At 66.5% G+C, this 23,641-nt stretch carries 19 protein-coding genes; 7 read left to right on the top strand and 12 right to left on the bottom strand.

Going from position 1 to position 23,641, the window contains the following annotated elements; translation table 11 throughout:
* Window positions 1–46: 46 nt before the first annotated feature.
* Window positions 47–1,738 (bottom strand): acyl-CoA dehydrogenase family protein, encoded by a 1,692-nt coding sequence (locus AQ619_RS02845; RefSeq protein ID WP_062143968.1) that lies wholly within the window; start codon window positions 1,736–1,738, stop codon window positions 47–49.
* A gap of 105 nt (window positions 1,739–1,843) precedes the next feature.
* Between AQ619_RS02845 and AQ619_RS02850 the strand changes: the two genes are divergently transcribed.
* Window positions 1,844–2,482 carry a glutathione S-transferase family protein gene (locus AQ619_RS02850; RefSeq protein WP_062143971.1) on the top strand — a complete coding sequence of 213 codons (639 nt, stop codon included), beginning with the start codon at window positions 1,844–1,846 and terminating at the stop codon, window positions 2,480–2,482.
* Between the two features lie 27 nt (window positions 2,483–2,509).
* Here the strand turns inward: AQ619_RS02850 and AQ619_RS02855 are convergent, their stop codons facing one another.
* Entirely contained in the window at window positions 2,510–3,364 is an 855-nt protein-coding gene (locus AQ619_RS02855; protein ID WP_062143974.1) for a hypothetical protein, read from the bottom strand.
* Window positions 3,365–3,379: 15 nt separating this feature from the next.
* The gene (locus tag AQ619_RS02860) at window positions 3,380–4,228 is read right to left on the bottom strand and encodes a hypothetical protein (protein WP_062143977.1); all 849 of its coding nucleotides are present in this window, start codon (window positions 4,226–4,228) and stop codon (window positions 3,380–3,382) included.
* A gap of 213 nt (window positions 4,229–4,441) precedes the next feature.
* Here AQ619_RS02860 and AQ619_RS02865 point away from each other — a divergent pair, with 213 nt between their 5' ends.
* Window positions 4,442–5,014, top strand: coding sequence for an SH3 domain-containing protein (locus AQ619_RS02865; protein WP_236849521.1), 573 nt, complete (start codon window positions 4,442–4,444; stop codon window positions 5,012–5,014).
* Window positions 5,015–5,112: 98 nt separating this feature from the next.
* Here AQ619_RS02865 and AQ619_RS02870 read toward each other — a convergent pair whose 3' ends face one another.
* The 5 genes from AQ619_RS02870 to ccrA form a co-directional block, all read right to left on the bottom strand.
* Entirely contained in the window at window positions 5,113–5,682 is a 570-nt protein-coding gene (locus AQ619_RS02870) for a CPBP family glutamic-type intramembrane protease (RefSeq protein WP_236849522.1), read from the bottom strand.
* 99 nt (window positions 5,683–5,781) lie between these two features.
* A complete protein-coding gene (locus AQ619_RS02875) occupies window positions 5,782–6,885 on the bottom strand; it encodes an aromatic ring-hydroxylating oxygenase subunit alpha (RefSeq protein WP_062143984.1) in 1,104 nt (367 codons plus the stop codon).
* Between the two features lie 53 nt (window positions 6,886–6,938).
* Window positions 6,939–8,414, bottom strand: coding sequence for a M20 family peptidase (locus tag AQ619_RS02880; RefSeq protein ID WP_062143989.1), 1,476 nt, complete (start codon window positions 8,412–8,414; stop codon window positions 6,939–6,941).
* A 965-nt stretch (window positions 8,415–9,379) separates the two neighbouring features.
* Entirely contained in the window at window positions 9,380–11,368 is a 1,989-nt protein-coding gene (locus AQ619_RS02885; RefSeq protein WP_084745722.1) for a cellulase family glycosylhydrolase, read from the bottom strand.
* Window positions 11,369–11,649: 281 nt separating this feature from the next.
* Window positions 11,650–12,924, bottom strand: a complete 1,275-nt coding sequence (gene ccrA, locus AQ619_RS02890) for a crotonyl-CoA carboxylase/reductase (protein WP_062143992.1) — start codon at window positions 12,922–12,924, stop codon at window positions 11,650–11,652.
* A 230-nt stretch (window positions 12,925–13,154) separates the two neighbouring features.
* Here ccrA and AQ619_RS02895 point away from each other — a divergent pair, with 230 nt between their 5' ends.
* Together AQ619_RS02895 and AQ619_RS02900 are read left to right on the top strand one after the other, a co-directional pair.
* Window positions 13,155–13,922, top strand: coding sequence for an enoyl-CoA hydratase/isomerase family protein (locus tag AQ619_RS02895; protein WP_236849523.1), 768 nt, complete (start codon window positions 13,155–13,157; stop codon window positions 13,920–13,922).
* 107 nt (window positions 13,923–14,029) lie between these two features.
* Window positions 14,030–14,272 carry an HP1242/YdcH family protein gene (locus AQ619_RS02900; RefSeq protein WP_062143999.1) on the top strand — a complete coding sequence of 81 codons (243 nt, stop codon included), beginning with the start codon at window positions 14,030–14,032 and terminating at the stop codon, window positions 14,270–14,272.
* A 22-nt stretch (window positions 14,273–14,294) separates the two neighbouring features.
* Here the strand turns inward: AQ619_RS02900 and AQ619_RS02905 are convergent, their stop codons facing one another.
* Window positions 14,295–15,572 (bottom strand): NADH:flavin oxidoreductase/NADH oxidase family protein, encoded by a 1,278-nt coding sequence (locus AQ619_RS02905; protein WP_062144002.1) that lies wholly within the window; start codon window positions 15,570–15,572, stop codon window positions 14,295–14,297.
* 87 nt (window positions 15,573–15,659) lie between these two features.
* Here AQ619_RS02905 and AQ619_RS02910 point away from each other — a divergent pair, with 87 nt between their 5' ends.
* Together AQ619_RS02910 and AQ619_RS02915 are read left to right on the top strand one after the other, a co-directional pair.
* Window positions 15,660–16,016 carry a MerR family transcriptional regulator gene (locus AQ619_RS02910; RefSeq protein WP_062144005.1) on the top strand — a complete coding sequence of 119 codons (357 nt, stop codon included), beginning with the start codon at window positions 15,660–15,662 and terminating at the stop codon, window positions 16,014–16,016.
* A gap of 107 nt (window positions 16,017–16,123) precedes the next feature.
* Window positions 16,124–18,112 (top strand): protein meaA, encoded by a 1,989-nt coding sequence (locus AQ619_RS02915; RefSeq protein ID WP_062151204.1) that lies wholly within the window; start codon window positions 16,124–16,126, stop codon window positions 18,110–18,112.
* Between the two features lie 30 nt (window positions 18,113–18,142).
* Here AQ619_RS02915 and AQ619_RS02920 read toward each other — a convergent pair whose 3' ends face one another.
* The 3 genes from AQ619_RS02920 to AQ619_RS02930 all read right to left on the bottom strand — a co-directional run bounded on the left by AQ619_RS02920 (window position 18,143) and on the right by AQ619_RS02930 (window position 20,831).
* Window positions 18,143–19,519, bottom strand: a complete 1,377-nt coding sequence (locus AQ619_RS02920) for an MFS transporter (protein ID WP_062144008.1) — start codon at window positions 19,517–19,519, stop codon at window positions 18,143–18,145.
* A gap of 84 nt (window positions 19,520–19,603) precedes the next feature.
* Entirely contained in the window at window positions 19,604–20,086 is a 483-nt protein-coding gene (locus AQ619_RS02925) for an SRPBCC family protein (RefSeq protein WP_062151207.1), read from the bottom strand.
* A 67-nt stretch (window positions 20,087–20,153) separates the two neighbouring features.
* On the bottom strand, window positions 20,154–20,831 hold the full coding sequence (locus AQ619_RS02930; protein ID WP_084745724.1) for a TetR/AcrR family transcriptional regulator: 678 nt from the start codon (window positions 20,829–20,831) through the stop codon (window positions 20,154–20,156).
* Between the two features lie 197 nt (window positions 20,832–21,028).
* Here AQ619_RS02930 and AQ619_RS02935 point away from each other — a divergent pair, with 197 nt between their 5' ends.
* Window positions 21,029–23,521 carry a TonB-dependent receptor gene (locus AQ619_RS02935; protein ID WP_378109288.1) on the top strand — a complete coding sequence of 831 codons (2,493 nt, stop codon included), beginning with the start codon at window positions 21,029–21,031 and terminating at the stop codon, window positions 23,519–23,521.
* Window positions 23,522–23,641: the final 120 nt, after the last annotated feature.

Genomic DNA, 23,641 nt, shown 5'->3' on the forward strand with positions numbered 1-23,641 from the left:
GCTCAGGCTATGCTGATGCTCACCGATGCGGCAAGCCGCCTGTCAGCTAGTTGCCGCCGTCGAGCAGCCGCCGCGCAATCACCTGGGCCTGGATCTCGCCGGCTCCCTCGAAGATGTTGAGGATCCGGGCGTCGGCCAGGATGCGGCTGACGGTGTATTCGGTCGCAAAGCCGTTGCCGCCGTGGATCTGCAGGGCATTGTCGGCGGCAGCCCAGGCCACGCGGGCGGCGATCAGCTTGGCCATGCCGGCCTCGACGTCGCAGCGCTTGTCTTCGTCCTTCTGGGCGGCGGCGAAATAGGTCAGCTGACGCACGCCCATGATCTCGGCCGCCATCATCGCCAGCTTGTTGGCCACGCGCGGGAATTCGAAGATCGCCTGGCCGAACTGCTTGCGGTCAAGGGCGTAGGAAAGGCCGACCTCCAGGGCCGACTGGGCCACACCCACGGCGCGGGCGGCGGTCTGGATGCGGGCGCTTTCGAAGGTGGCCATCAGCTGCTTGAAGCCCTGGCCCTCGACCCCGCCCAGCAGGTTTTCGGCCGGCACGGTGAAGCCGTCGAAGCCCAGCTCATATTCCTTCATGCCGCGATAGCCGATCACACCGATCTCGCCGCCGCTCATGCCTGCGGCGGGGAAGTCGTCGCCCTCGATCCCGCGCGGCTTGGGTGCCAGCAGCATCGACAGGCCGCGGTAGTCGGTGGTGGCCGGGTCGGTGCGGACCAGCAGGGTCATGACATCGGCGCGGGCCGCATGGGTGATCCAGGTCTTGTTGCCGGTGACCACATAGTGGTCGCCCTCCAGCGTCCCCCGGGTGCGCAGGGCCCCCAGGTCCGATCCGGTATTGGGCTCGGTGAAGACAGCGGTCGGCAGGATCTCGGCACTGGCAATCTTGGGCAGCCAGTACTGCTTCTGGGCCTCGGTGCCGCCGGTCAGGATCAGCTCGCCGGCGATTTCCGAGCGGGTGGCCAGGGAGCCGACGCCGATCCAGGCGCGCGACAGCTCTTCGGAGACCACGCACATGGCGGTCTTGCCCATGCCGCTGCCGCCATATTCCTCGGGGATGGTCAGGCCAAACACGCCCAGCGCGCCCAGCTCTTCCACCAGCTCCAGCGGGATCAGCAAGTCCTTCAGGTGCCATTCGTGTGCGTAGGGCGTGACCTTTTCCTCGGCGAAGGCGTGGAACTGGTCGCGGATCATCTCGAAGGTCTCGTCGAGACCGGTATTTTCCAGGGTCGGCCGGCCGCGGGCCTCGGCCAGGCGCTTGGCAATGGCGGTCTTCACGGCCTGTCCGCCGCCCTTGGTCATCAGGGTCACCAGGGCCGGGGCGAACAGCAGGTTCATCACGCCACGGTCATCGGTGATGTCGACTGGGCGGATCATCTCGCCCTGGTTCATGGCGATGCCGCCGACCATCTGGGTGGCGTATTCGGCAAACAGCAGCTGGGCCAGCAGGGCCTCGATCTCGGTAAAGTGGCCGCTGGCCTCCAGGCGCTCGGCCCAGCCGGCCACCTGGTTCAGCAGCTCGGCATAGGAGGCGTACCAGCCAAAGCCGTGGACGACGTGCTGCTCAAGGTCCGCCAACTTGCGATCGACCTTGCCGCCCGGCCCGGCGATACGGGCCTTCACGGTCGGATGGACCTTGTCGACAAAGGCCTGGGCGGCCGTGGCGGCCTCGCGCAGCAGACCCGTGAGACCGGGCAGAAGGATCGAAACGCTATCCTCGGCGACCGTTGCAGTCATGACTTGCTCCCCTGCGCCAAACAGTTGTTTTCTTTCACTCTGGCCCTTTTCGCACCTGCGAGCAATGCCGCAGCGCAGCATCAATCCATAATCCGGGGAAGAACCATGCTCAAAGTCCACCACCTCAACGAATCCCGCTCGCAGAGAATCCTCTGGCTGCTGGAGGAGCTGGGCACCCCCTATGAGATCGTCTTCCACACGCGCGACGCCAAGACGCGTCTGGCCCCGCCGTCCCTGACCGACGTGCATCCACTGGGAAAATCACCGGTCATCGTCGACGAGCGACCCGAGGGCAATCTGACGGTGATCGAGTCAGGCGCGATCATCGACTATGTGATCCGCCGCCACGGCGAGGGCCGCCTGGCTCCCGACCCGGCCTCGGCCGACTATGATCGCTACCAGCAGTGGCTGCACTATGCCGAGGGCTCGGCCATGTTGCCCCTGATGCTCAACATGTATGTCGGCCGGCTGGGCGAGGGCGGCGCGCCGCTTCAGCCGCGCATCCAGTCCGAGATCGCCAACCATCTGGCCTTCGTCAATGACAGCCTGGCGGGCCGGCAGTTCTTCGTGGGCGACAGCCTGACCGGGGCTGACATCCAGATGAGCTTCGTGCCCGAGGTCGCCAAGGCCATGGGCAAGCTGGCCGACTATCCGCACATGGCCGCCTGGATCGAGCGCATGCACGCCCGACCGGCCTGGAAGACCGCCCTCGACAAGAGCGGTCCCTACGCCCTGGGGGCCTGATCCGGTGTCGCCCTATTCCGGCGGCTGCTAGCCCCCGGAATAGGCCACGCCCTTGACCGTCTCGTCATAGGCGGTCGGCGGGTTGTTATCGAAGTCCTTCATCTTGCCCTTCGGGGCCCGCAGTTCGCGCAGACGCCAGCTGTTGGGCCCAACGCGCGTGTAAACCGCATCGATCTCTTCCTCGCCCACGTTCTCACTGCCGTCCACCCGGGTCGGCCGGGTGCAAACGCCCTTGATCTCGGTGTCGCTGACCCACTCCTTGGGCTGGCAGCGTGACTTGAAGTCGAACTTGCGGTGCGGCTTGCTCGACCAGTCGAGCAGCTGGGTGCTGACCCGGCCGTCGTCGCCGACACTCCAGGTCTCCTCCGCGCGCGAGATGGCGAACATCGCGCCCCGCCACTGGCCGAATCCGTCATAGGCTTCAATGAAGTTGCCCCGCTCGTCATAGAACTCCGTGTAGGGCTCGTCTTGGCTCGCCGACTCCTCCTTAGAGAATGTAGACAGCTCGTAGACGGTCTGTACGCCATTGACGGTGGGCACCTGGAGGACATTGGACAGCAGGTAGTAGCCGTCCGCGTCGTCGGTCTTAGTCAGGACGATGATACCGTTGCGCCGGAGTGTCAGGGTCTGACCCTGGCGCGCCTCGGGTTGGCCGATAGACTTCAGCAGTTTGGCCTCGTCCTTTCGCCAGTTTCCGGCGTCGGGGTCTGTGCCTTCTGATGCCTGCGCAGGCTCCGGCGTGGCTGCGGCTGTCGCCGGCGCGACCGGCTGGGCCGCCTCGGCCGGCGGCTTCGCGGCCCCCGGCAGCTTGTCACAGCCGGACTGGGCGGCAAGGACGGCCAGGCTGAACGCAAGCGTTACGGATTTGGACTGAAACGACATAAGGCCCTCTAGCGGCTACTGATCCCCGTAATAGGCCACGCCCTTGACCGTCTCGTCATAGGCGGTCGAGGGGTTGTTATCGAAGTCCTTCATCTTGCCCTTCGGGGCCCGCAGTTCGCGCAGACGCCAGCTGTTGTGCCCAACGCGCGTGTAAACCGCATCGATCTCTTCCTCGCCCACGTTCTCACTGCCGTCCACCTGGGTCGGCCGGGTGCAAACGCCCTTGATCTCGGTGTCGCTGACCCACTCCTTGGGCTGGCAGCGCGACTTGAAGTCGAACTTGCGGTGCGGCTTGCTCGACCAGTCGTACAGCTGGCCACTGACGCGGCTGTCGTCCCCGATGCCGTAGGCCTGCTGCTGGTCGGAGACGGCGAACATCGCGCCCCGCCACTGGCCAAAGCCCTGATAGGACTCGATGGCGGCACCGCGCACGTCATAGAAGGTGCTGGAGGGGCCGTCGGGCGAAGCGGTATAGACCGTGGTGACCTCATAGACGGTTTGCACGCCGTTGGCGGTGGGCACCTGGATGACATTGGTCAGCAGGTTGTAGCTTTCGTCGTCGTCGTTAATGACGAGGGCGGCCTTGCCGTTGTGCTGCAGCGTCAGCGTCGAGCCCTGGCGGGCGTCTGGCTGGCCAAGTTCCTTCAGCAACTTGGCCTCGCCCTTGAGCTCGCCATTGCGTTCGTTGTCTGGGCTATACGTCGGCTGCGCCGACTCCGTCGTGGCTGCGGGTGTCGGCACCGCCACGGGCTTGGCGGCCTCGGTCGGCGTCTTGGCGGAGCCGGGCAGCTTGTCACAGCCGGACAGGGCCGCCAGGGCGGCCAGGGTCAGGGCAAGCGTTACGGATCTGGACTGGAACGGCATGGGGCCCCCGGGGCAACTGAAATGGCGGGCGCACCCTAGCCAGAACGGTCTGGCGAGCAAGGCGGCACCTCGTGGGGTTGTGCGGGGCAAACTTTTTTCCACATGAACGAATGCTGTCGGTGCGGTCGCCGACCCCGTTCAGCTTCACCCTGTCATGGTCTGTCTCACGGGGTTGCTGACCCCGGACACCAATTCGGGACAAGGACTATCGACATGACCAGCCTCAAGACCTTCAAGACCATCGCCCTGACCCTGGCCGCCTCGGCCAGCGCCCTGACCCTCGTTTCGGCTCCGTCGGCCTTCGCCGTCGAGCAGCGCCTGGGCGGCGTCGTCGGCTGCCAGGCATCGGGCAAGAAGCAGGAAACCGCCGCCGTGATCGGCGCTCTGCTGGGGGCCGCCGCCGGCTCGAACCTGGCCAAGAACGATCGTGGCACCGGGACGGCCATCGGCGCCCTGGTCGGTGCGGGGGCCGGGTCCTTCGTCGGCTGCTCGATGCAGAAGAACGAGGCCGCCAAGGCCGTCGGCGGTGCCTATGTCAGCGATGGCGTCCGCTACGCCCCGTCGGTCGACGCCGCCCCCCTGACCCAGATCAAGGGCAAGTATGTCGCCCGCTCGAACCTCAACCTGCGCGCCACGGCCTCGGCCCGGGGCACCAAGGTGGGCGGCGTTCCGGCCGGTCAGACCTTCCAGGCCCTGGGTCGCACCGGTGACGGCAAGTGGATCCTGGTCGGCCAGGACGGCGTCGGCGTCGGCTACGTCTCCAGCGCCTATGTCTACCGCGCCTAAGTCATAGAGGTCTGGAGCGCAGCCTCCGTCCCTCGCTGCGTTCCAAGCACGAGCCCGTCTGGCCCCCCTCGGCCAGGCGGGCTTTTTCTTGTCCGGGGTCAGGCCAGGGCGCTGACCCCGCCCAGCCAGGTCTGCCAGATCACCACCAGAGCCCAGTGCAGCAGCACGGCGGGCCACAGCGAGCCGGTGATGTGCCGCATGAGGGCGCAGCCCAGGCCCAGCACGCCGCAGCACAGCAGGAAGTCGGGGCGCAGAAATACGCTCGCGGCGCCGGGCAAGAAGGTCAGGGCCTCAAGGACATGCCAGAAGACGTAGAGCGTCACTGAAATCCGGATTGGCCAGACAGCCTCTGTCTTCTCGTGCAGTGCCGGCACGAGCAGGCCGCGAAAGATGATCTCTTCGCCCAGGGCTGGAATGAAGAACACCAGGGCCATGCGCTGCAGCAGGTCCGGCTGGGTGGGCGTCAGGCGATAGAGGCCTGTCGAGAACCCTAACAGGAGGCCCATGCCGGCGAGGGTGACGCTCGATATGGCGAGACAGACCGCCCAGCCCCTGCCTGTGGGCAGGGTGATGAGGGACCGGGTAAGGCGCGTCGCATAGATTTTCAGGCCGCCGGCCATTCCCACCCCGCTCTCCCCGGCGAAAGCCGGGGTCCAGATCGAACCCACGCACCCCTGAGAAAATGGCCTGGGTCGAAGGCGCATCATCCCCAGCCGCTCAGGCTGAATCGGGGCCCCGGCCTTCGCCGGGGAGAGCGGAGGGGAGCCCTAGGTGCGCCACCGCAGGACGGAGTCCTTGACCGGATTGACGAAGGCCCGGCCTTCGGCGCGGCTGGCCTGCCACTCGCGCTTGCACTGGTGATACCAGCGGGCCTGCTGGTCGGCGTCGCCCACCCACATCAGCGGCGGGTTGCTTTCCAGCCCCTGGCTCTGGACGCCGACGATATAGCCGTCCTGGCGCAGGAAGGCCCGGGCGGCGATGCGGATGATCGGATAGAGGGCGGTGAAGGCCCAGTGATCGGACCACATGATCTGGTTCATGCGGGTCTTGCCGGCATTGATCGGGGTCATGGCCGACAGGGCCAGCACCTGCTTTTTGCCGACCGTCACATGCTCCCAGCGCAGGCCGGGCAGGCGGAAGGTGATCTCGGTCAGGGGCTCGCCGCCGAGGATGGCATAGGCCTTGGAGTTCTTGGACGGCTCGTGCCGCACCATGGTGAAGCCGGCCTCGGACGGGGCGAAGCGCTTGGTCTTCTCGTGCTGGCTGGCAGTGGTCCGCCACCACCATTGCTGGTGCACATAGGGGCCGTGGGCCGGGTCGATCAGGCCCAGCACCGCGTGGTCGATATGGATGTCATAGTCCAGATGGTCGACCAGCTTGGGCTTGCCGCCGACCACGCCCGGGATGACCGGCGGGCCTTCCGGCGGCTCGCCGTCAAAGCGGGCGTCCGACGCCATCCAGATCCAGACCAGGCCCTGCTGCTCGACCACCGGATAGCGGCGCACCCGCACCTTGCTGATGTCCAGATCGCTGTCGGCGGTCAGGGACGGGATCGCCGTGCAGGCCCCGTCCGTGCCGAACCGCCAGCCGTGATAGGGGCACTCGATGCTCTCGCCGCCATTGGCCTCGGTCCGGACCTTGCCGGCCGAGAGGGCGGCGGCGCGGTGCGGGCAGATGTCGCGAATGGCGTAGGCGGCACCGGCTTTCGTGCGGCCCAGCAGCACCGGCTCGGCCAGCAGTTCGCGGTGTTCCATCTTGCCGGGCTTCAGGTCGGGCGACAGGGCCGCCACGTACCAGGCGTCCATGACGAAGCCCTCGCCGAACCGGGTGGCGGCGGAAGCCTTTTGGGATGTCGAAGCGTCGTCGGGCATAGGGGCCTTATAGCCGAGTTTGCTGACTTTTCACGACGCTTTGGCGGGCGCGGCTAGCGCGTCGCTGCCGTTTCGACCAGGCGCTGATAGAACCGCACCATCCGCTCGACATTGGCCAGGCTGATATGCTCGTCGGTGCCGTGGATCATCTTGGTCTCGTCGATGGTCAGGACCAGGGGCTGGAAGCGATAGACGTCGTCGGCCACCGGCGCGAGATAGCGGCTGTCGGTGCCGGCGGTGACCAGGCCCGGAACCACCGGCGCGCGGCTTTCGTCGGCGGCCAGGCCGGCCAGGGTCTTCCAGGCCTCCGACTCGGTCGACGAGACCCTGGAAGGCTCTTCCGGCTTCTTGGTCCAGGCCAGCTCGACCGGCAGCCTGCCGACGGCGTCCTTGGCCCGGGCCATGACCTTGTCGGAGGTGTCGCCGGGCGCGATGCGGTAATTGATCCAGGCGGTGGCGTCCTGCGGCAGGACATTCTCCTTCGGAGAGCCCTTCAGCATGGTCGGCGCGATTGTCGTATGCAGCATGGCGGCGCCGGCGGGTGTCTTGGCCGTCACCTGCACCAGCAGGGGCGCAAAAAGCCAGGTATTGGCGGCGGCCATCTTGACCACCGGCGAGGCGTGCGGGGCGATCGACTTCAGCATGTCGGCCCCGGGGCCGGAGAATCTCATCGGGAAGGGCTTGTCGGTGATCGCCAGTACCGCGCGGGCCAGGGTGGCGACCCCGGTTTCCGGCGGCGGGGCCGAGGAGTGGCCGCCCACGGCCGGGGCGGTGATCTTCAGGGTCGCATAGCCCTTTTCGGCCGTGCCGATGATGGCGGTCGGCTTGCCCGTGACGGGGTGGTCCTCGACCACGACCATGCCCTCGTCCAGTACGAACTGGGCCTTGATCCCGCGTGATTTCAGGAGCGCCGCGGCGGCCCGGGCGCCGGTGCCGCGCACCTCCTCGTCATGGCCGCTGACGATGATCACGGTGCGGACCGGCTTGAAGCCGCCGGCCGCCAGGCTTTCCACGGCCTCGAACAGGGTGACCAGCGAGCCCTTGTCATCGATCGCGCCCCGGCCCCAGACCGCGCCGTCGGCGATCACGCCGTCGAACGGCGGATGGGTCCAAGAGCCTTCGCTTCCCGGCGTGACCGGCACCACGTCCTGGTGGGCCATCAGCACGATGGGGGCCAGAGCCGGGTTCGATCCGGTCCAAGTGTAGACCAGACCGTGCTCGGCCACGACCTCGCGCTGCATGGCGGCGTGGGCGGCGGGATAGGTGGTCTGCAGCCAGGCGTGGAGCTTGTCCCACTCGGCCGGCTGGTCGTCAGCCCGGTCCTGGTGGCTGATGGTCTGGAAGCGGATGGCCTGACCCAGATTGGCGGAGGCCCTGGCCACATCCAGCGGCCGGGCGACGGCGAGCCTGGCACTGGCCGGGTCCACGGCCGCCGGAGCCTTGAAGGTCGCGGTCCGCACCGCCACCACGCCTGCGACGGCCAGCACCAGTCCCACGGCCGTCAAGCCGGCCTTGCCTGCGATACCCATTACGCGTCTCCCCCGAACATTTGTTCGAGACTGTGCGACGGGGCGGGGCGATTGCCAATCCCTTGTGGGAGTACACTTGCCCCCTCCTGACCTGCTTCGCAGGTCGTCCTCCCCCGGAGGGGGAAGATGAAACGCGAAGCGATCCGTTGGGGGCAAGTGTCAGCGACCTCGCGCCGAAGCTGCGATGGTGATGGGAAGGGTCGCGGAGCGTCCGGGCCTCGCCCGGATGATGTGTTTGTAAGTACCGTTTCGACGAAGGCGAACGCTCCGCGTGATCGTTATCCCTCAGGCCGGGGCGCGCGGGTCTGGTTCAACCCTTCACCCCCATCCGGGCTATCCCCCTCGCGACGGACCCAGCCCTGAAGCTGCAAGCCACGCCGATTCCGGAGGACCCGGAACGAACCTTCGGACGGGCGGAGGCTTTGGCTGTCCTCCGATAGGCGGGTTTACGTCACCCGCCCTCACCTTAAGCCTGCCGCCCGGGCCTTGGCCCGAACGGTGGCCCCGCTCGATCACCCCTGAGAGCCGCTTCGGTCGCCGGCCTAGCGCCCTTCCCGCGCTGTCAGGTGGGATCATTATGCGGGCGGTTTCAGCGCGGCGGACTTGCGCGCTCGCTTTATCTTTAGTGCGTTGAAAGAATGGGATTTTGTACCGGAAGGAATGGGGGTTGAACGCCCCTAATCCCCGTTCCCTAACCCCACAAACCCTTGTCGTCCCGCGCGGCGAAGCCGACCCAGGGCCGCCGCAGAGCGGTTGCCCCTGGGTCCCGGCGCTCTGTTTGCCTACAGCCGATAGGACAAGATCATGGAGCTTGGCTGTACCGGCCGCGCCAGCGGTCAGGGCGAGGTGTCAGGGGCGGGAAGCGGACATGGGATCGAACCATGATCAAAGTTGCCTGTCAGCGGACTCAAGGCCACTCCCGCAAAGGCCACATCCAGCACAAAGCGCTCGCCGCCGTCGATCAATCAGCGGCTCACCGGTTTCAAGACAGCCAGACTGCCATCCTGAAGATCCGGACTTTTGCGCCTGAAGATGTCGACCGAAATGGTCCGCAACACCGGGCTTGGCCCAAAGCCCAGAGTGACCGTCTGATTCCCATGGACGCATTGGGCGTCTTCTTCACCCGCGAGGGTAACGACCGGCTGAGGCCCGAAAACGTCACGCGGCAGGAAGACCTCCGTCGGTCCTGACACGGCGGGGTCGATCCGGAGTTCGAACGAGAACCGGCCCTCGACGGCATTGAAGCACTGGCGCAGCAACTCGCCCTGGGCGCGGCGCACATAGGGCCGACGGAAGCCCGCCACGCCGCGGCCTCCGTCCTGGGTGCCTGTCGCCTGGTCTGATGACCAGATCGAGAGGTCCTCCTGGTTCCAACCATCGCCGATCGCCACATCATTCCGGTTGGACACGGTGTAGTTCCACTGTGTCGAACTGAGCAGGAGCCGATCCATCGCATTGTACATCAGCGACAGCGCTTCGACATGGGTTTCCCAGATGGCCTCGCTGTGCTCCCCGGCCGCCCAGCGGTCGTATGCGCCGCGCTGATTCAGATCGAAGGGCAGACCGAACTCGCCGATCAGGGTTGGCGCGCCGCCCGGAATAGCGTCACCCATGGCCCTCAGCCGCGACAGCTGGCTCACATAAGCGTCCTCAATCGCCTGTCGCCCGATCAGCGGTTGGCCAGTCAGCGGATTGACCGACCGCTCCGGGTCGAAGCGCTTGGTGACCAGGGCGGCGAGATCATACCAGTGACTGGCGTTGACCGTGCGCTCCGGCAGCCCGTCCGGGAACCCATGGGCCCCGCTCAAGGCGGCGAAGGGATCGACCTCTGCGAACAGCAGCCAGTCGTCCCGCACGCCCCGGACAGTCGCCGCCACCTCCTGGAAGAAGGGCGCCATGAAATCCTTCTCGGCGCTGATCTGGCGGCCGTCCAAGGCCGCGAAATGGTCGGGCCTTAGCGCGACAGGTTGCCCCGCGTCGTCGATGTCCCACACGCCCGCCTGTCGAAACGGGTCCTCGTGGCCCGGCAGCCAGATCGAGACCCCGTTTGGGTTGATCTCGCGCCGGCCCGTCTCGCCCTTGCCGAAGCTGTGGAAAGGCAAGGTCTGGGCGTGACCCGAGGCGGCGGCGAGACCGGCGAGCGGTGTCCACGCCAGGCCCGAGAGCGTGCGGCCCGGATCATCAAGCGTCCGACCAATCCAGCCCGACCCTGGCTCGTTGAGTGTGTCGAAGCCGATCACATGGTCCAGATCGGCCACCCGTTCGGCGACTGCACGCATCGATCCGAGGTAGCGATCCCGGAGCCACCGCCCGGCATTGACCCCGTCGATCCGGAAGTCAGGCGCAAACGCCTCCCCGCCGAAGAACAGCGTCCACATCAAGCCATTGGCGGGCATCCGGTAGTTGGAGGCCCAGCTCATCTGCGGATAGGTTTCCTGGAGACCGCCGACAGCCGGGTCATAGCGGTACTGCATGACGTGAGCGGCGTCGGCGGCGTGGAATTTTGTAAAGTCCAGTCCGACGGCCTCGAAGGTCCAGCCCGGCGCGCCGTCGCCGCCGCTCATCCGGCTCCAGACGTCCTGGTGGAAGTCAATGAAGACATACAGGCCATGGGCACCCGCCCTGGCGCAGACGGCAGCGAAGTAGTCGAGATAGGCGTCGTCATAGTCGCCCGGACCGGCATGCTCGATCGCCTCCCAGGTCGTGAGCAGCCGCAGGCAGTTGAACCCCCAACCAGCGATCCGGGCCAGGTGGGCATCCGCCTCTTCAATCGGAAAGGGCCGCCCTACAAAGCTGACCGTGCGATGGTCGCTGAACTCGGTCGGACGCCAGGTGTGGCCGTCCGGCGCGACCGGCACCTTGCAGTCACCGCCGAGGTTCACCCCACGCAACAGGACGTGGCGGCCATCGGAATCGACGAACCGCGACCCCCGCATGGTTAGGCGAGACAACATGACACGATCTCTTATTCAGAACAGGAGCGGCCGCGGGGCCTGGCCCCGAGCGTTGTCAGGTCAACTTGGCTGGCCGAGATCAAATCGCAAGCGATAAACTCTATGCGACCACGGCCTCGGGATGGAGTCAGGCGATGCTTTGTCTTGGCCGCGTCACCACTTCCCGAGCGGGCCTTCCGAAAGTCCGACAGGAGTCAGGGTTAGCCGGTCAGCGAGGCCAACCCGAAGGCCTGATGAGGGCCGGAGGCTGACTTCAACTACACACCGAGGCGCGTGCGCCCCTAGATCGCCCCGCTCAGCTCCTGCACTTCTTCAAACGTCCGCAGGCCTGGCCGCTGGGCGCAGACCAGGACACCCATGTTCCCCGGCAGGTGCTGGTTGGCCAGCATCTTCTCGTGGGCGGCGGGAATGTCGTTCCAGGGGAAGACTTCCGACAGGCAGGGGTCGACGCGGCGGTCGATGACCAGCTGGTTGGCGGCGCTGGCCTGCATCAGATTGGCGAAGTGGCTGCCCTGGACGCGCTTCTGGCGCATCCACAGGAAGCGGGCGTCCATGGTCAGGTTGAAGCCGCTGGTGCCGGCGCAGATGGCGACCATGCCACCGCGCTTGACGACAAAGACCGAGACCGGAAAGGTCGCCTCGCCAGGGTGTTCGAACACCATGTCGACGTCCTTGTTGCCGGTGATCTGCCAGATCGCCTTGCCGAACTTGCGGCTCTCTTTCATGTAGTCGTTGAATTCGGGGCCGTTGACCTTGGGCAGCTGGCCCCAGCAGTTGAACTCGTTGCGGTTCAGCACCGCCTTGGCCCCCATCGACAGCACGAACTCGCGCTTGTCCTCGCTGGAGACCACGCCGATGGCATTGGCCCCGGCCACCGCGGCCAGCTGCACGGCGAAGACGCCGAGCCCGCCCGAGGCCCCCCAGACCAGCACGTTCTGGCCGGGCCGCAGTTCATGCGGCTTGTGGCCGAACAGCATGCGATAGGCGGTGGCGAGGGTCAGGGTGTAGCAGGCGGCCTCTTCCCAGGTCAGGTGCTTGGGACGTGGCAGCAGCTGGCGCGACTGCACCCGGCAGAACTGGGCGAAGCTGCCGTCCGGGGTCTCGTAGCCCCAGATGCGCTGGCTGGTTGAGAACATCGGGTCGCCGCCGTTGCACTCCTCGTCGTCGCCGTCATCCTGGTTGCAGTGGATGACCACCTCGTCGCCCAGCTTCCAGCGTTTGACCTTCTTGCCCACCGCCCAGACGATGCCCGAGGCGTCGGATCCGGCGATGTGATAGGGCTGTTTGTGGCCGTCCAGCGGGCTGATCGGCTCGCCCAGGGCGGCCCAGACGCCATTGTAATTGACGCCGGCGGCCATCACGAGCACCAGCACCTCGTCCTCGCCGATCTCCCAGGTCGGGACCACCTCGACCTGCATGGCCTGGGTCGGCTTGCCGTGACGCTCCTTGCGGATGCTCCAGGCGTACATGTTTTTGGGCACATGGAAGGGCGGCGGGATCTCGCCGATCTCGTAGAGATCCTTCAGCGGCGACTGTTCAGGCGTCGTGGTCGTCATGTCACTCCCCGTGTCTTCCGGTCCCGTATCGCGTTGCGACGCAACAACGTCCGAAAGTTAAACTCGGCTGCGCGCGGGCCTGTCCCATTGGTGAAAACACCTCGCGGACCCGTCGTTTTTGGCCCCGAGATGGATAAATCGACCTCGAAGCAGCCTAGGCTGAGACAAGTGTTTGGAACTGGCAAGCGGAATCTTGTGCGACGCAACATGAGCATCGTCGGGATCCGTCCATGGCTGTTCAAGCTCCCCGGGATCGGCGAGGTTCGGCCATGACCGCGACCCTGCTTGTTTCCCGTCCCCAGCCCGCCGTCGTCCTGCTCGAGCTGGACAGTCCGCCGGCCAATGGCCTCGGCATGGCTCTGCGCCGCGGTCTCGCCGACGCCCTGGAGACCCTCAATGCCGACCCCTCTGTTCGGGCGGCCGTTCTGACCGGGCGCAACGGCGTCTTCTGTGCGGGCGATGACCTGCGCGAGGCCGCCGGTCGCGGCGCCGGCCAGCTTGAGGCGGTGCTGGGCTTCAATCAGCTGATGGACCAGGTCGAGGCCTGCCGGGTCCCGATCATCGCCGCTATCGACGGCTGGTGCCTGGGCGGCGGTCTGGAACTGGCCCTGGCCTGTGACCTCCGTCTGGCGAGCGATAGAGCCAGTTTCGCGGCCTCCGGGGTGAATATCGGCCTGATGGCCTCGGTGGTTCGGCTACCCCGGCTGATCGGCGAGGCGCGGGCCAAGGCGCATCTGCTGACCGGCGCAAGCTTCGATGCTGACCGGGCCCTGGCGGATGGCCTGGTCACTGAGGTTCACCCGGCTGGATCCCTGATCCCGGCCGCCCTGGCCGTGGCCGAGCGGATCGCGTCGCGCGCGCCCCTGGCGGTGGAAGCGGCCAAGCGGGCCGTGGCCGGTCAGGCGGTGGACCTGGCGGCGCTGGTGGCCAGTGCCGACCATGCCGAGGCGGTTGCCGCCTTCATGGCCAAGCGGCCGCCGGTGTTCCGCCGCGTCTGAGCTGGAACCACGCGACAATTGATCGATCTCAAGGTCTGGGCCGCCCGCCCGGGGGCAGGGTGGGTTTGTCGCCAAGTCGGGCGACGCCTTCCTTGAGGTCCGCAGCCATGAGCCATACGCCCCACGAACTGCACGAAGAGTTTCCCCAGGACGCCGACCGCATTCATGCGCTGAAGACCACCGACAATCATTTCGCCAAGCTTGTTGAGGGCTATCACGAGGTCAATCGCGCCGTGCACCGCATGGAGACCAACATCGAGGCGGTGGCCGACGCCGTTCTTGAGGATTTCAAGAAGCAGCGCCTGGACCTGAAGGACAAGATCGCCTCGGCCCTGGCCAAGCTGGCCTGACGGGGCAGCGGCCTCAGCGCGTTCAGGGGGTCTTGAGCCGCCAGGCCCGATAGCGCTTGCCCTGGGCGCGCTGCTTCATCTGCTGGCCCGCCAGGATCAGGACCGGCGAGAGCCTGCGCGCCGGGGCCTTGCCGGCCGCCAGGCGGTTAATCTGAGCCTTGGTCAGGGCCATCATGGCCAGGGCCGAGAGCTCGCGGCTTTTCCAGGTCACCTGGGGCAGGGTGACGTCCAGGCCCTCGGGCTTGCGCCAGGCCTTGGGCAGGTCGGGCGCGAAGGCCAGGGCGCGGGCGATGCCGACCACCGGCACGCCCGGCAAGGCCCCTTCGGCCGCCAGGGCCGCCAGGGCGACCTCGCGGCGGCAGACCCCGCCGGTCACCATGATCGGCATACGGGCGACCTTGACGATGTCGCGGGCGAAATCGACGAAATAGGCCTCGCGCACGGCCGTCGAACTCTTGGAGCCGGTTTCATCCTTGGCCGAGCCCTGCATGGCCGGGCTCTCATAGCTGCCGCCAGACAGCTCGACGAGATCGACGGCCATGCCGTTCAGCTGTTCCACCACCCAGCGGGCGTCGTCGACATCGAAGCCGCCCTTCTGGAAGTCCGCCGAGTTCAGCTTCACGGCCACGGCAAAGCGCGGCGAGACGCGGGCCCGCACGGCCTTGACCACCTCGAACAGCATCCGGGCGCGGTTCTCGCGCGAGCCGCCCCAGGCATCGTCGCGGCGATTGACCAGGGGCGAGAGGAACTGGCTGAGCAGATAGCCGTGGGCGGCGTGGATCTGCACTCCGTCGAATCCGGCCTCCTCGGCCCGGCGTGCGGTGATGGCGAAGCGCTCGATGATCGCGGTGATCTCGTCGGCGGTCAGGGCCCGCGGCTGGGCCAGCAGGCTGGAGAACTTGCCGATGTCGACCGGCACCGCCGAGGGGGCGACCGCGCCCTGGCCGAGGTCGGCATAGGTCTGGCGGCCGGGATGGTTGATCTGCATCCAGACCTGACCGCCGCCCGACCTGGCTTCGCGGGCCCAGGTCTCGAACGGAGCCAGCGGCGCGCGGGAATCCAGCACCACGCCGCCCGGACCGGTCATGGCCGAGGGATCGACCATCACATTGCCGGTGATCTGCAGGCCAACCCCGCCCTGGGCCCAGCGCCGGTACAGGGTCCATAGCGCCTTGCCGGGAAGCTGGCCCTCGGCGGCCAGGTTCTCTTCCATCGCCGCCTTGGCGAGGCGGTTGGGCAGCACGGCGCCGTTCGGCAGCGCCAGGGGCGCGAACAGGGGCTCGAAGGCGGCGGTGAGCATGAGGTCTTGACCTTGGTTTCAGCGGGTCACACCTTCTACACCTTCAAGCTAGGTTGAAGGTCAAGCACCCTTTCGGAGGCCCGTGGAATGAAGATCGGCGAGATCGCCAGGCGCGCCGGCGTGTCGGCCTCGCGCATCCGGTTCTATGAGGAGCAGGGCATCCTGCCGCCCGCGCCGCGTGGCGCGAACGGCTATCGCGACTATCCCGAAAGCCTGATCGCCACCTTGGGCTTCATCGAACAGGCCCAGAGGCTGGGCTTTTCGCTGAAGGAGATCGCCGGCCATGCGACCCTGGAGGGCAAGGTGTGCGACGCCCTGCCCGAGAAACTGCGCACCAAGCTGGCCGAGGTCGACGCCCACATCGCCGCCGCCCAGGCCCGGCGGGCCGAGCTGGTGGCCCTGATCGCGACGCTGGAGCGGGGCGAGGAGAAGGCGGCGGCCTGAGCGGGGCGTCCGGGCCGGATTTCGCACTCGCGAAACGGATATTGCGCCGCAAAAATTCCGGGATCATGATCGACGATAACAAGAACGATAAGCGCCGGGAGCCCGCCATGTCCGCCAAGCCGTATCAGCATGCGCCCGATGCGCCGTGGATCTTCCGCACCTATGCCGGCCACTCGACGGCCGAGAAGTCCAATGCCCTGTATCGCGCCAACCTGGCCAAGGGTCAGACCGGCCTGTCGGTGGCTTTCGACCTGCCCACCCAGACCGGCTACGACCCCGACCACATCCTGTCGCGGGGTGAGGTCGGCAAGGTCGGGGTGCCGATCAGCCATCTGGGCGACATGCGCCAGCTGTTCGACCAGATCCCGCTGGAGCAGTCCAACACCTCGATGACCATCAACGCCCCGGCCGCCTGGCTGCTGGCGATGTATGTGGCCCTGGCCGACGAGCAGGGGGCGGATCGCAAGCTGCTGCAGGGCACGACGCAGAACGATCTGATCAAGGAATATCTGTCGCGCGGCACCTACATCTTCCCGCCGGGCCCGTCCTTGCGGCTGATCGGCGACATGATCGCCTGGTGCTATCTGGAGGTTCCCAAGTGGAACCCGATGAACGTCTGCAGCTATCACCTGCAGGAAGCCGGCGCGACGCCCGAGCAGGAACTGGCCTTCGCCCTGGCCACCGCCATTTCGGTGCTCGACACGGTCCGGGCCGGCGGACAGGTGCCCGAGCAGGACTTCGAGATCGTCGCCTCGCGGATCAGCTTTTTCGTCAATGCCGGGGTGCGGTTCGTCACCGAGCTCTGCAAGATGCGCAGCTTCACCCGGCTGTGGGACCAGATCCTGCTGGAGCGTTACGGCGTGCAGGACAAGAAGGCCCGCCGCTTCCGCTATGGGGTGCAGGTCAATAGCCTGGGCCTGACCGAGCAGCAGCCCGAGAACAATGTCTACCGCATCCTCATCGAGGCCCTGGCGGTGACCTTGAGCAAGGACGCCCGCTGCCGGGCCCTGCAGCTGCCGGCCTGGAACGAGGCCCTCGGCCTGCCGCGACCGTTCGACCAGCAGTGGTCGCTGCGCCTGCAGCAGGTGCTGGCCTATGAGACCGACCTGCTGGAATACGAGGACCTGTTCGAGGGCAGCCACGTGGTCGAGGCCAAGGTTGCCGAACTCAGCAAGGGCGCGCTGGAGCAGCTGGCCCTGATCGACGGCATGGGCGGGGCCCAGAACGCCATCGACTACATGAAGACCGAGCTGGTCGCCTCGAACGCCAAACGCGTCCGCTCGGTCGAGACCGGCGACATGACCGTGGTCGGCGTCAACCGCTGGACCGACACGGAAGCCTCGCCGCTTTCGGCCGGCGAAAGCTCGATCGAGACCGTCGATCCGCGCCTCGAGGCCGGCGTCGTTGAGCGCATTAAGGCCTGGCGCGCGGCCCGCGATGACGGCGCGGTCCAGGCGGCCCTGACGGACCTGAAGGCCGCCGCCGCGTCTGGCCGAAATATCATGGAACCCTCGATTATTGCCGCCAAGGCCGGCGTCACCACCGGCGAATGGTCCGGGGCCCTGCGCGAGGTGTTTGGCGAATATCGCGGGCCGACCGGCGTGGCCGTCGTGGTCTCGACCGGCGAGGCCGAGGATGTCGAGGCGGTGAAGCGCGAGGTCGAGCGGGTGTCCGAGGTCCTGGGCCGCACCCTGACCTATCTGGTCGGCAAGCCGGGCCTGGACGGTCACTCCAACGGTGCCGAGCAGATCGCCACCCGGGCCCGGGCCGTCGGCATGGAGGTGGTCTATGACGGCATCCGCTCGACCCCCGAGGAGATCGTCCGCCGCGCGAAAGAGAGCCGCGCCCACGTGGTGGGCCTCTCGATCCTGTCGGGCTCGCACCTGGACCTGGTGCAGGAGGTCGTCCGCCTGATGCGCGCCGAGGGCCTGGGCGATATCCCGGTCGTGGTCGGCGGCATCATCCCCGACGCCGACGCCCTGATCCTCAAACAGATGGGCGTGGCCAGGATCTACACGCCCAAGGACTTCAAGATCACCGACATCATGGGCGACATCGTCAGGCTGGTGGAGGGCGCGGCGCTGGTCGAGGCTTAAGCCGGTCCCGGCCAGGGTGAACCCCCGGCCCTAGCGCCGCCCCAGCCGCCAGGCCGCCGCGAAGGCGACCAGCGCCAGCGGCACAAAGGCCCCGAACAGCCAGGGTCCCGAAGCCTGGGCCGCGCTGGCCTCGATGCCATGGCCAAAACCCAGCAGGTTCGCCATGGCTCCGGCCGCAGCCGAGCCGGCGGCGCCGCCGACCAGTTGCACGGTGGGCACGGCCGAGGAGGCAAGGGCGTGTTCATCGGCCGGGGCTCCATTGATCACGCGCCGGGCCAGGAAGGCCCAGCTCAGCCCAAAGCCGCAGCCGATCACCAGGAAGGACAGGCCCGTCTCGACCAGACCGCCGCGGGTGACGGCCCAGGCCCCCCAGACCACACCGGCCAGCACGGTCCCTACGCCCAGCCGAATGGCCATGCCCTCCCGCGCCTGGGGCAGTCCGCTGACCAGCAGGGCGCAGACGGTCCAGCCGGCCGCAATGGCACCGGTGACATAGCCGGCCATCAGGGGCGAGGCGGCGTGGCGGGCCTGGATGAAAGCGGGCCCATAGACCGTGAAACCGATGGCGGCGGCTTCGCAGGCGAACATGATCAGCAGGCCAAGGCCGGTAGCGGTGGTCAGGTCCGAGACGGTCCGGGGCAGCAGGCGGTCTTCGGTCCGGCGATTGGCCACCAGCATGGCGGCCATGCCGACCAGCCCCAACAGGGCGCAGGTCATAGCGGCGAGCGGGGAGGCGACGATCCCGGCCAGGCCGATCAGGCTGACCCCGACAATCAACAGGGCCAGTTGCAGGCGGGGAATACGGTCGCGTGTCTCGCCGCGTTTTTCCGAGGGCAGCATGACTGCCACAGCGACGACGAAGATCACCGCCTGGGCGACGAACAGCCAGAAGGCACCGCGCCAGAAACCGGCCTGGGCGAACAGGCCGCCGACCAGGGGGCCCAGCAGGGTGGCCCCGCCCCAGACCCCGGCCACGGCCCCGTAAACGCGCGGCCACAGGCTTTCCGGGAACAGGGCGGTAATGGCGACATAGCACAGGGCCACGACCGCGCCGGCCCCCAGGCCCTGCACCAGTCGGCCGACAACAAAAGTGATGAATTCCGGGGCCAGGGCGCTCATCGCACAGCCGATCGCATAGGCGATCCCGGCCAGCATGGAGGCTTGCCGCAGACCCATGGCGATCGACAGCTTGCCGCTGCAGGCCCCGGCGATAATGGAGCCCATCAGGAAGGCCGCGACCGACCAGCCGAAATACTGATAGCCGCCGATTTCTTCGGCCACGCTGGGCATGATGGTCGCCGTCACCAGGGTGTCGGCGGCGTTCAGCCAGATGCCCAGACACAGCAAGGCAAAGCGCGGCAGCAGCTTGGGGTCGAGCAGGGCGGGGCGGTCGGCCGTCGGGGACATAGGCTGGGGGTGATGCCCTTTTCCAGCGGCCCCGCCAAGTCCGGGCGAGCCGGATCGCGGCGATGAAACGTCTGGCCGGTTTCCCTAAAGTGTCGCCGCCAGGGCCGCCATCTGGTCGGCGGCAATTCCCCAGCTCTCGGCAAAGCCCATCTGCTCGTGGGTCTGGCGGTACTCGACCGTCCAGTGGCGGGCGATCGCGGTATAGCGGGTCCTGCCGTCGCCCAGGTCTTCGAAGGTGATGATGCCGGTCATGAACGGCTTGGCGGACGGCTTCCAGGTTTCGGTGAAGGCGTCGGTGAACACGATCTTCTCGTTCTCGACCACTTCCAGATAGACGCCGGGATTATCGACGACCTCGCCATTGGGGCCGTTCATGGTGATCAGGCTGTTGCCACCGGCGCGGACGTCCATCACCGCCTTGGAAACAGACCAGGGCGGCGGGCAGAACCATTGGGGCAGCAGGTCGGACCGGGTCCAGCACTTGAACAGCTTGTCGGCCGGGACGTCGATGATCCGGGTCAGCACCAGGTCGCGCGCCGGATCGACGCTGGCGGTGTCGAGAGGCATGATCGGCTCCATCGGGCAGGCGGACATTGGCCGCGAAGGCGCTCAGGCCCTCAAGGCGGCAGGGATTCTAGGTCGCGGGCAACGGTTTCAATCGCCGGTTTGCGCTCCCGGAGCGGCGCGGTTGCAGGCCCGTGAGGCTGACTACGCCCATGGCCGCCATAAGCCGGTCAGGCGTCACGCCACGAATGGTCGGCACCCATTTGACCAGCCAGATCAGCATGCCCAGCAACAGCTGAACGACCAGCTGCGGCTCGCAGGGCACGATCGAGCCGTCCTGGATCCCTTCCTCGACGAAGCGCTCAAGATCGGCGGTCAGCCTTTGTCCCCAGTCCGAGACTTCTTCCCTCTGGGCGTCCGACAGATAGGACAGGTCGCCGAAATAGAGCTGCGGACCGTTTTCGGCCGAGTCGTGCAGCAGGTCGGTCAACAGCCGTTCGAGCTTGCCGGCTCCGGACTCCGCTTCGCGGTCGGCAATGACCAGCATGCGTTCCAGGCGTTCCAGCGACTGCAGGTGACAGGCGAAGGCCAGGGCCTGTTTGTTGGGATAATAGTAGTAGAGCGAGGCATCGCGCAGATCGAGGGTGGCAGCGATTTCGGACATCGTCGCCAGGGCGAAGCTCTTGAGATTGATGATCTTGATCGCCGCGCGAAGGATCGCATCGCGCTTCTTGGCCGATTTCAGGCTCTGGGCCAGTGGCTTGGACGCATATGTGCCCGTCGTCGCGACAGGGTCTTGGCCCTTCACAATTTCCGCCCCGCTTTGCGCCTTGTTCCGGCGTTTGGGACTCTATCGGACGGAAAAGAGCAGACCGCAAGCGCTGCGCCCGAAAGTCTAACTTGCATTAAAATATCTAGGTGCTCATAAATTTGCCCAACGATGGCCGCTGCAACGACAGGGGCCCGCAAAAAAACCTGAGGGAGGTTTACGTGAAGAAGATCCAGATGCTCGGCGTTTCACTCGCCGCGCTGATCGCTAGCAGCCCAGCGCTCGCGCAAAGCCAAACGTCCAACTCGACCGTCGAAGAGATCATCGTCACGGCGACCAAGCGCGAGCAGACCCTGCAGGACGTGCCGGTCTCGGTCTCGGTGACCGGTGCCCAGGCCGTCGAGCGCGCCCAGGTGCGCGACCTGATCGACCTGCAGTCCATGGTGCCTTCGCTGAAGGTTTCGCAGTTCAACGCCGTCAGCCAGACCAATTTCGTCATCCGCGGCTTCGGCAACGGCAACGGCAATGACGGCATCGAGAGCTCGGTCGCCGTGTTCATCGACGGCGTCTATCGCTCGCGCTCCTCTTCGGCCCTGGACGACCTTCCGGAAATCGAGCGCATCGAAGTGCTGCGCGGCCCGCAATCGACCCTGTTCGGCAAGAACGTCTCGGCCGGTGCCATCAGCATCGTGACCAAGAAGCCGCAGTTCGATTTCGGCGGCAAGGCTGAGGTCAGCCTCGGCAACTACAACTCGCAGCAATTCAAGGCGACCGTGACCGGCCCGCTCAGCGAGACCGTTGCGTTGCGTCTGTCCGGCGGCATGAACAAGCGCGATGGCTTCGCCACCAACGTGATCACTGGCAATGACGTCAACAACCGCGACCGCTGGTCGATCCGCGGCGACGTCCTGTGGCTCCCGACCGACGACACCTCGATCCGGATCATCGCCGACTACAACAAGATCAACGAAGTCTGCTGCACCGTGGTGCAGCTGCTGAACGGTCCTGCGACCCAGTTCATCGGCGCCCCGGCCCCGTTCGGTCTGGGGGCCAAGATCGGCAACCCGGCCACCAAGTTCAATCGCGACGTGACCTTCACCAGCGATCCGGCCAATAGCCTGTCCGGCAAGGGCGTGTCGGGTCAGCTCGACCACGATTTCGGGTTCGCGAACCTGACCGCGATCACCGCCTATCGCAAGCAGAACAGCGCCTCGTTCCAGGACATCGACTTCTCCGGTGCTGACCTGGCCACCAACGATCTGGGCAACACGATCAAGACCTTCACCCAGGAACTGCGTCTGGCCTCGAAGGGCGATGGTCCGCTCAGCTGGCTGGTCGGTGGCTTCTATCAGAACGAAAAGCTGGATACCGGCCGCACGATCGCTTTCGGCAAGGACATCCGGGGCTTCGCAGAAGGCCTGAGCGGCCCGGTGCCGGCGGCCCTGCTCGGCGCTCTTCCCGCGCCCCTGCGCCCGGCCCTGACCGGTCGCTCCAACATCTATGCGCTCGAGTTCCTGCAAAGCCTGGTCACGCCTTCGGTCGTTCCGGGCAAGACCTACTTCCAGGCCGGCCAGGGCATCGATGACTACTATGCGATGGAGCAGACCTCGTTCTCGCTGTTCGGCCAGGCTGACTATGCCGTCACCGACAAGCTGACCCTGACCGGTGGTCTCGCCTTCCTGAGCGACGAGAAGGACGCCAAGTCCAACGTCGTCCTGAAGGACCCCTTCTCGTCCCTGAACCTCAGCGCCGTGCCGCAGCTTTCGGCCCTCGGCCTGCCGGGCAACCTCTATGCCGCCCTCGGCGGTCTGCAGTTCTACTATGGCAACACGACCAACCACGCGCCGGTCAATTTCCCCAATGCTTCGGAATCGGGGAAGCTGAAGGCCGACAAGGTCACCTATTCGCTTCGTGCGGCCTATGACTTCGGCAGCATCAATACCTATGTCAGCTACTCGACGGGCTGGAAGGCCGGGGCATTCAACCTGTCCTCCGACAGCCGTCCGCCGAATGCCAATGGCGTTGGCCGCAGCGCCAACCCCGAAGACGTCACCGTGCTTGAAGCCGGCCTGAAGGCCAACTTCCCGGGCGGCTACCTCAACGTGGCGGTGTTCGACCAGGCGATCGAGGGCTTCCAGTCCAACGCCTTCACGGGCCTCGGCTACAGCCTGGTCAATGCTGGTAAGGAATCGGTGCGCGGCTTCGAAGTCGACAGCGCCTACCGCCCCCTGCCGTGGCTGGCCCTGACCGGCGCGGTCACCTATCTCGACCCGAAGTACGACTCCTTCACCGGTGCGGCCTGCGTGAACTACGACACCGTCCGCTGCCCGCTGAACCCGGCGACCGGTCGTCGTCCGAACTTCCGCGATCTGACCGGTGATGCACCGGCCGGTATCCCGAAGTGGAGCGTCTCGACCTCGGCCACCGCCAACCACAACTTCGGCAACGGCTATGCCGGTTATCTGCGGGTCGAATATGACTACACCAGCGACACGCAGCTGACGGAAACCACCCCGCCCGAGCTGTCGACCTGGGGTCAGAACAACGTCAATGCCAGCCTTGGCCTGATCAACGAAGCCCATCAGCTTGAAGCCATGCTGTGGGTTCGTAACCTGACCAAGGAAAACAGCCTGATCGCGTCCTTCCCGACCGTGGTTCAGGACGGCAGCTACAGCGGCTATCCGACTGTGCCGCGCACCTACGGTGTGACCCTGCGCAAGTCGTTCTAGTCTCCAGACCTTTGCGCCGCCCGGCTTGCCCGGGCGGCGCTCGGGACTGACTTCAGAAGGCGCTTCCGGTTTCGGCTGGAAGCGCCTTCGTCGTTTTGGGGCTGGCCCCGAAACCTTGAC

The sequence above is a fragment of the Caulobacter henricii genome, assembly GCF_001414055.1.
In the GTDB taxonomy this organism is placed as follows: Bacteria; Pseudomonadota; Alphaproteobacteria; order Caulobacterales; family Caulobacteraceae; genus Caulobacter; species Caulobacter henricii.

Coding starts and splice junctions, on each gene's coding strand:
- AQ619_RS02845 (WP_062143968.1), bottom strand. CDS start 1,738: ATGACTGCAACGGTCGCCGAGGATAGCGTTTCGATCCTTCTGCCCGGT.
- AQ619_RS02850 (WP_062143971.1), top strand. CDS start 1,844: ATGCTCAAAGTCCACCACCTCAACGAATCCCGCTCGCAGAGAATCCTC.
- AQ619_RS02855 (WP_062143974.1), bottom strand. CDS start 3,364: ATGTCGTTTCAGTCCAAATCCGTAACGCTTGCGTTCAGCCTGGCCGTC.
- AQ619_RS02860 (WP_062143977.1), bottom strand. CDS start 4,228: ATGCCGTTCCAGTCCAGATCCGTAACGCTTGCCCTGACCCTGGCCGCC.
- AQ619_RS02865 (WP_236849521.1), top strand. CDS start 4,442: ATGACCAGCCTCAAGACCTTCAAGACCATCGCCCTGACCCTGGCCGCC.
- AQ619_RS02875 (WP_062143984.1), bottom strand. CDS start 6,885: ATGCCCGACGACGCTTCGACATCCCAAAAGGCTTCCGCCGCCACCCGG.
- AQ619_RS02880 (WP_062143989.1), bottom strand. CDS start 8,414: ATGGGTATCGCAGGCAAGGCCGGCTTGACGGCCGTGGGACTGGTGCTG.
- AQ619_RS02885 (WP_084745722.1), bottom strand. CDS start 11,368: ATGTTGTCTCGCCTAACCATGCGGGGGTCGCGGTTCGTCGATTCCGAT.
- ccrA (WP_062143992.1), bottom strand. CDS start 12,924: ATGACGACCACGACGCCTGAACAGTCGCCGCTGAAGGATCTCTACGAG.
- AQ619_RS02895 (WP_236849523.1), top strand. CDS start 13,155: ATGGCTGTTCAAGCTCCCCGGGATCGGCGAGGTTCGGCCATGACCGCG.
- AQ619_RS02900 (WP_062143999.1), top strand. CDS start 14,030: ATGAGCCATACGCCCCACGAACTGCACGAAGAGTTTCCCCAGGACGCC.
- AQ619_RS02905 (WP_062144002.1), bottom strand. CDS start 15,572: ATGCTCACCGCCGCCTTCGAGCCCCTGTTCGCGCCCCTGGCGCTGCCG.
- AQ619_RS02910 (WP_062144005.1), top strand. CDS start 15,660: ATGAAGATCGGCGAGATCGCCAGGCGCGCCGGCGTGTCGGCCTCGCGC.
- AQ619_RS02915 (WP_062151204.1), top strand. CDS start 16,124: ATGTCCGCCAAGCCGTATCAGCATGCGCCCGATGCGCCGTGGATCTTC.
- AQ619_RS02920 (WP_062144008.1), bottom strand. CDS start 19,519: ATGTCCCCGACGGCCGACCGCCCCGCCCTGCTCGACCCCAAGCTGCTG.
- AQ619_RS02925 (WP_062151207.1), bottom strand. CDS start 20,086: ATGCCTCTCGACACCGCCAGCGTCGATCCGGCGCGCGACCTGGTGCTG.
- AQ619_RS02935 (WP_378109288.1), top strand. CDS start 21,029: ATGCTCGGCGTTTCACTCGCCGCGCTGATCGCTAGCAGCCCAGCGCTC.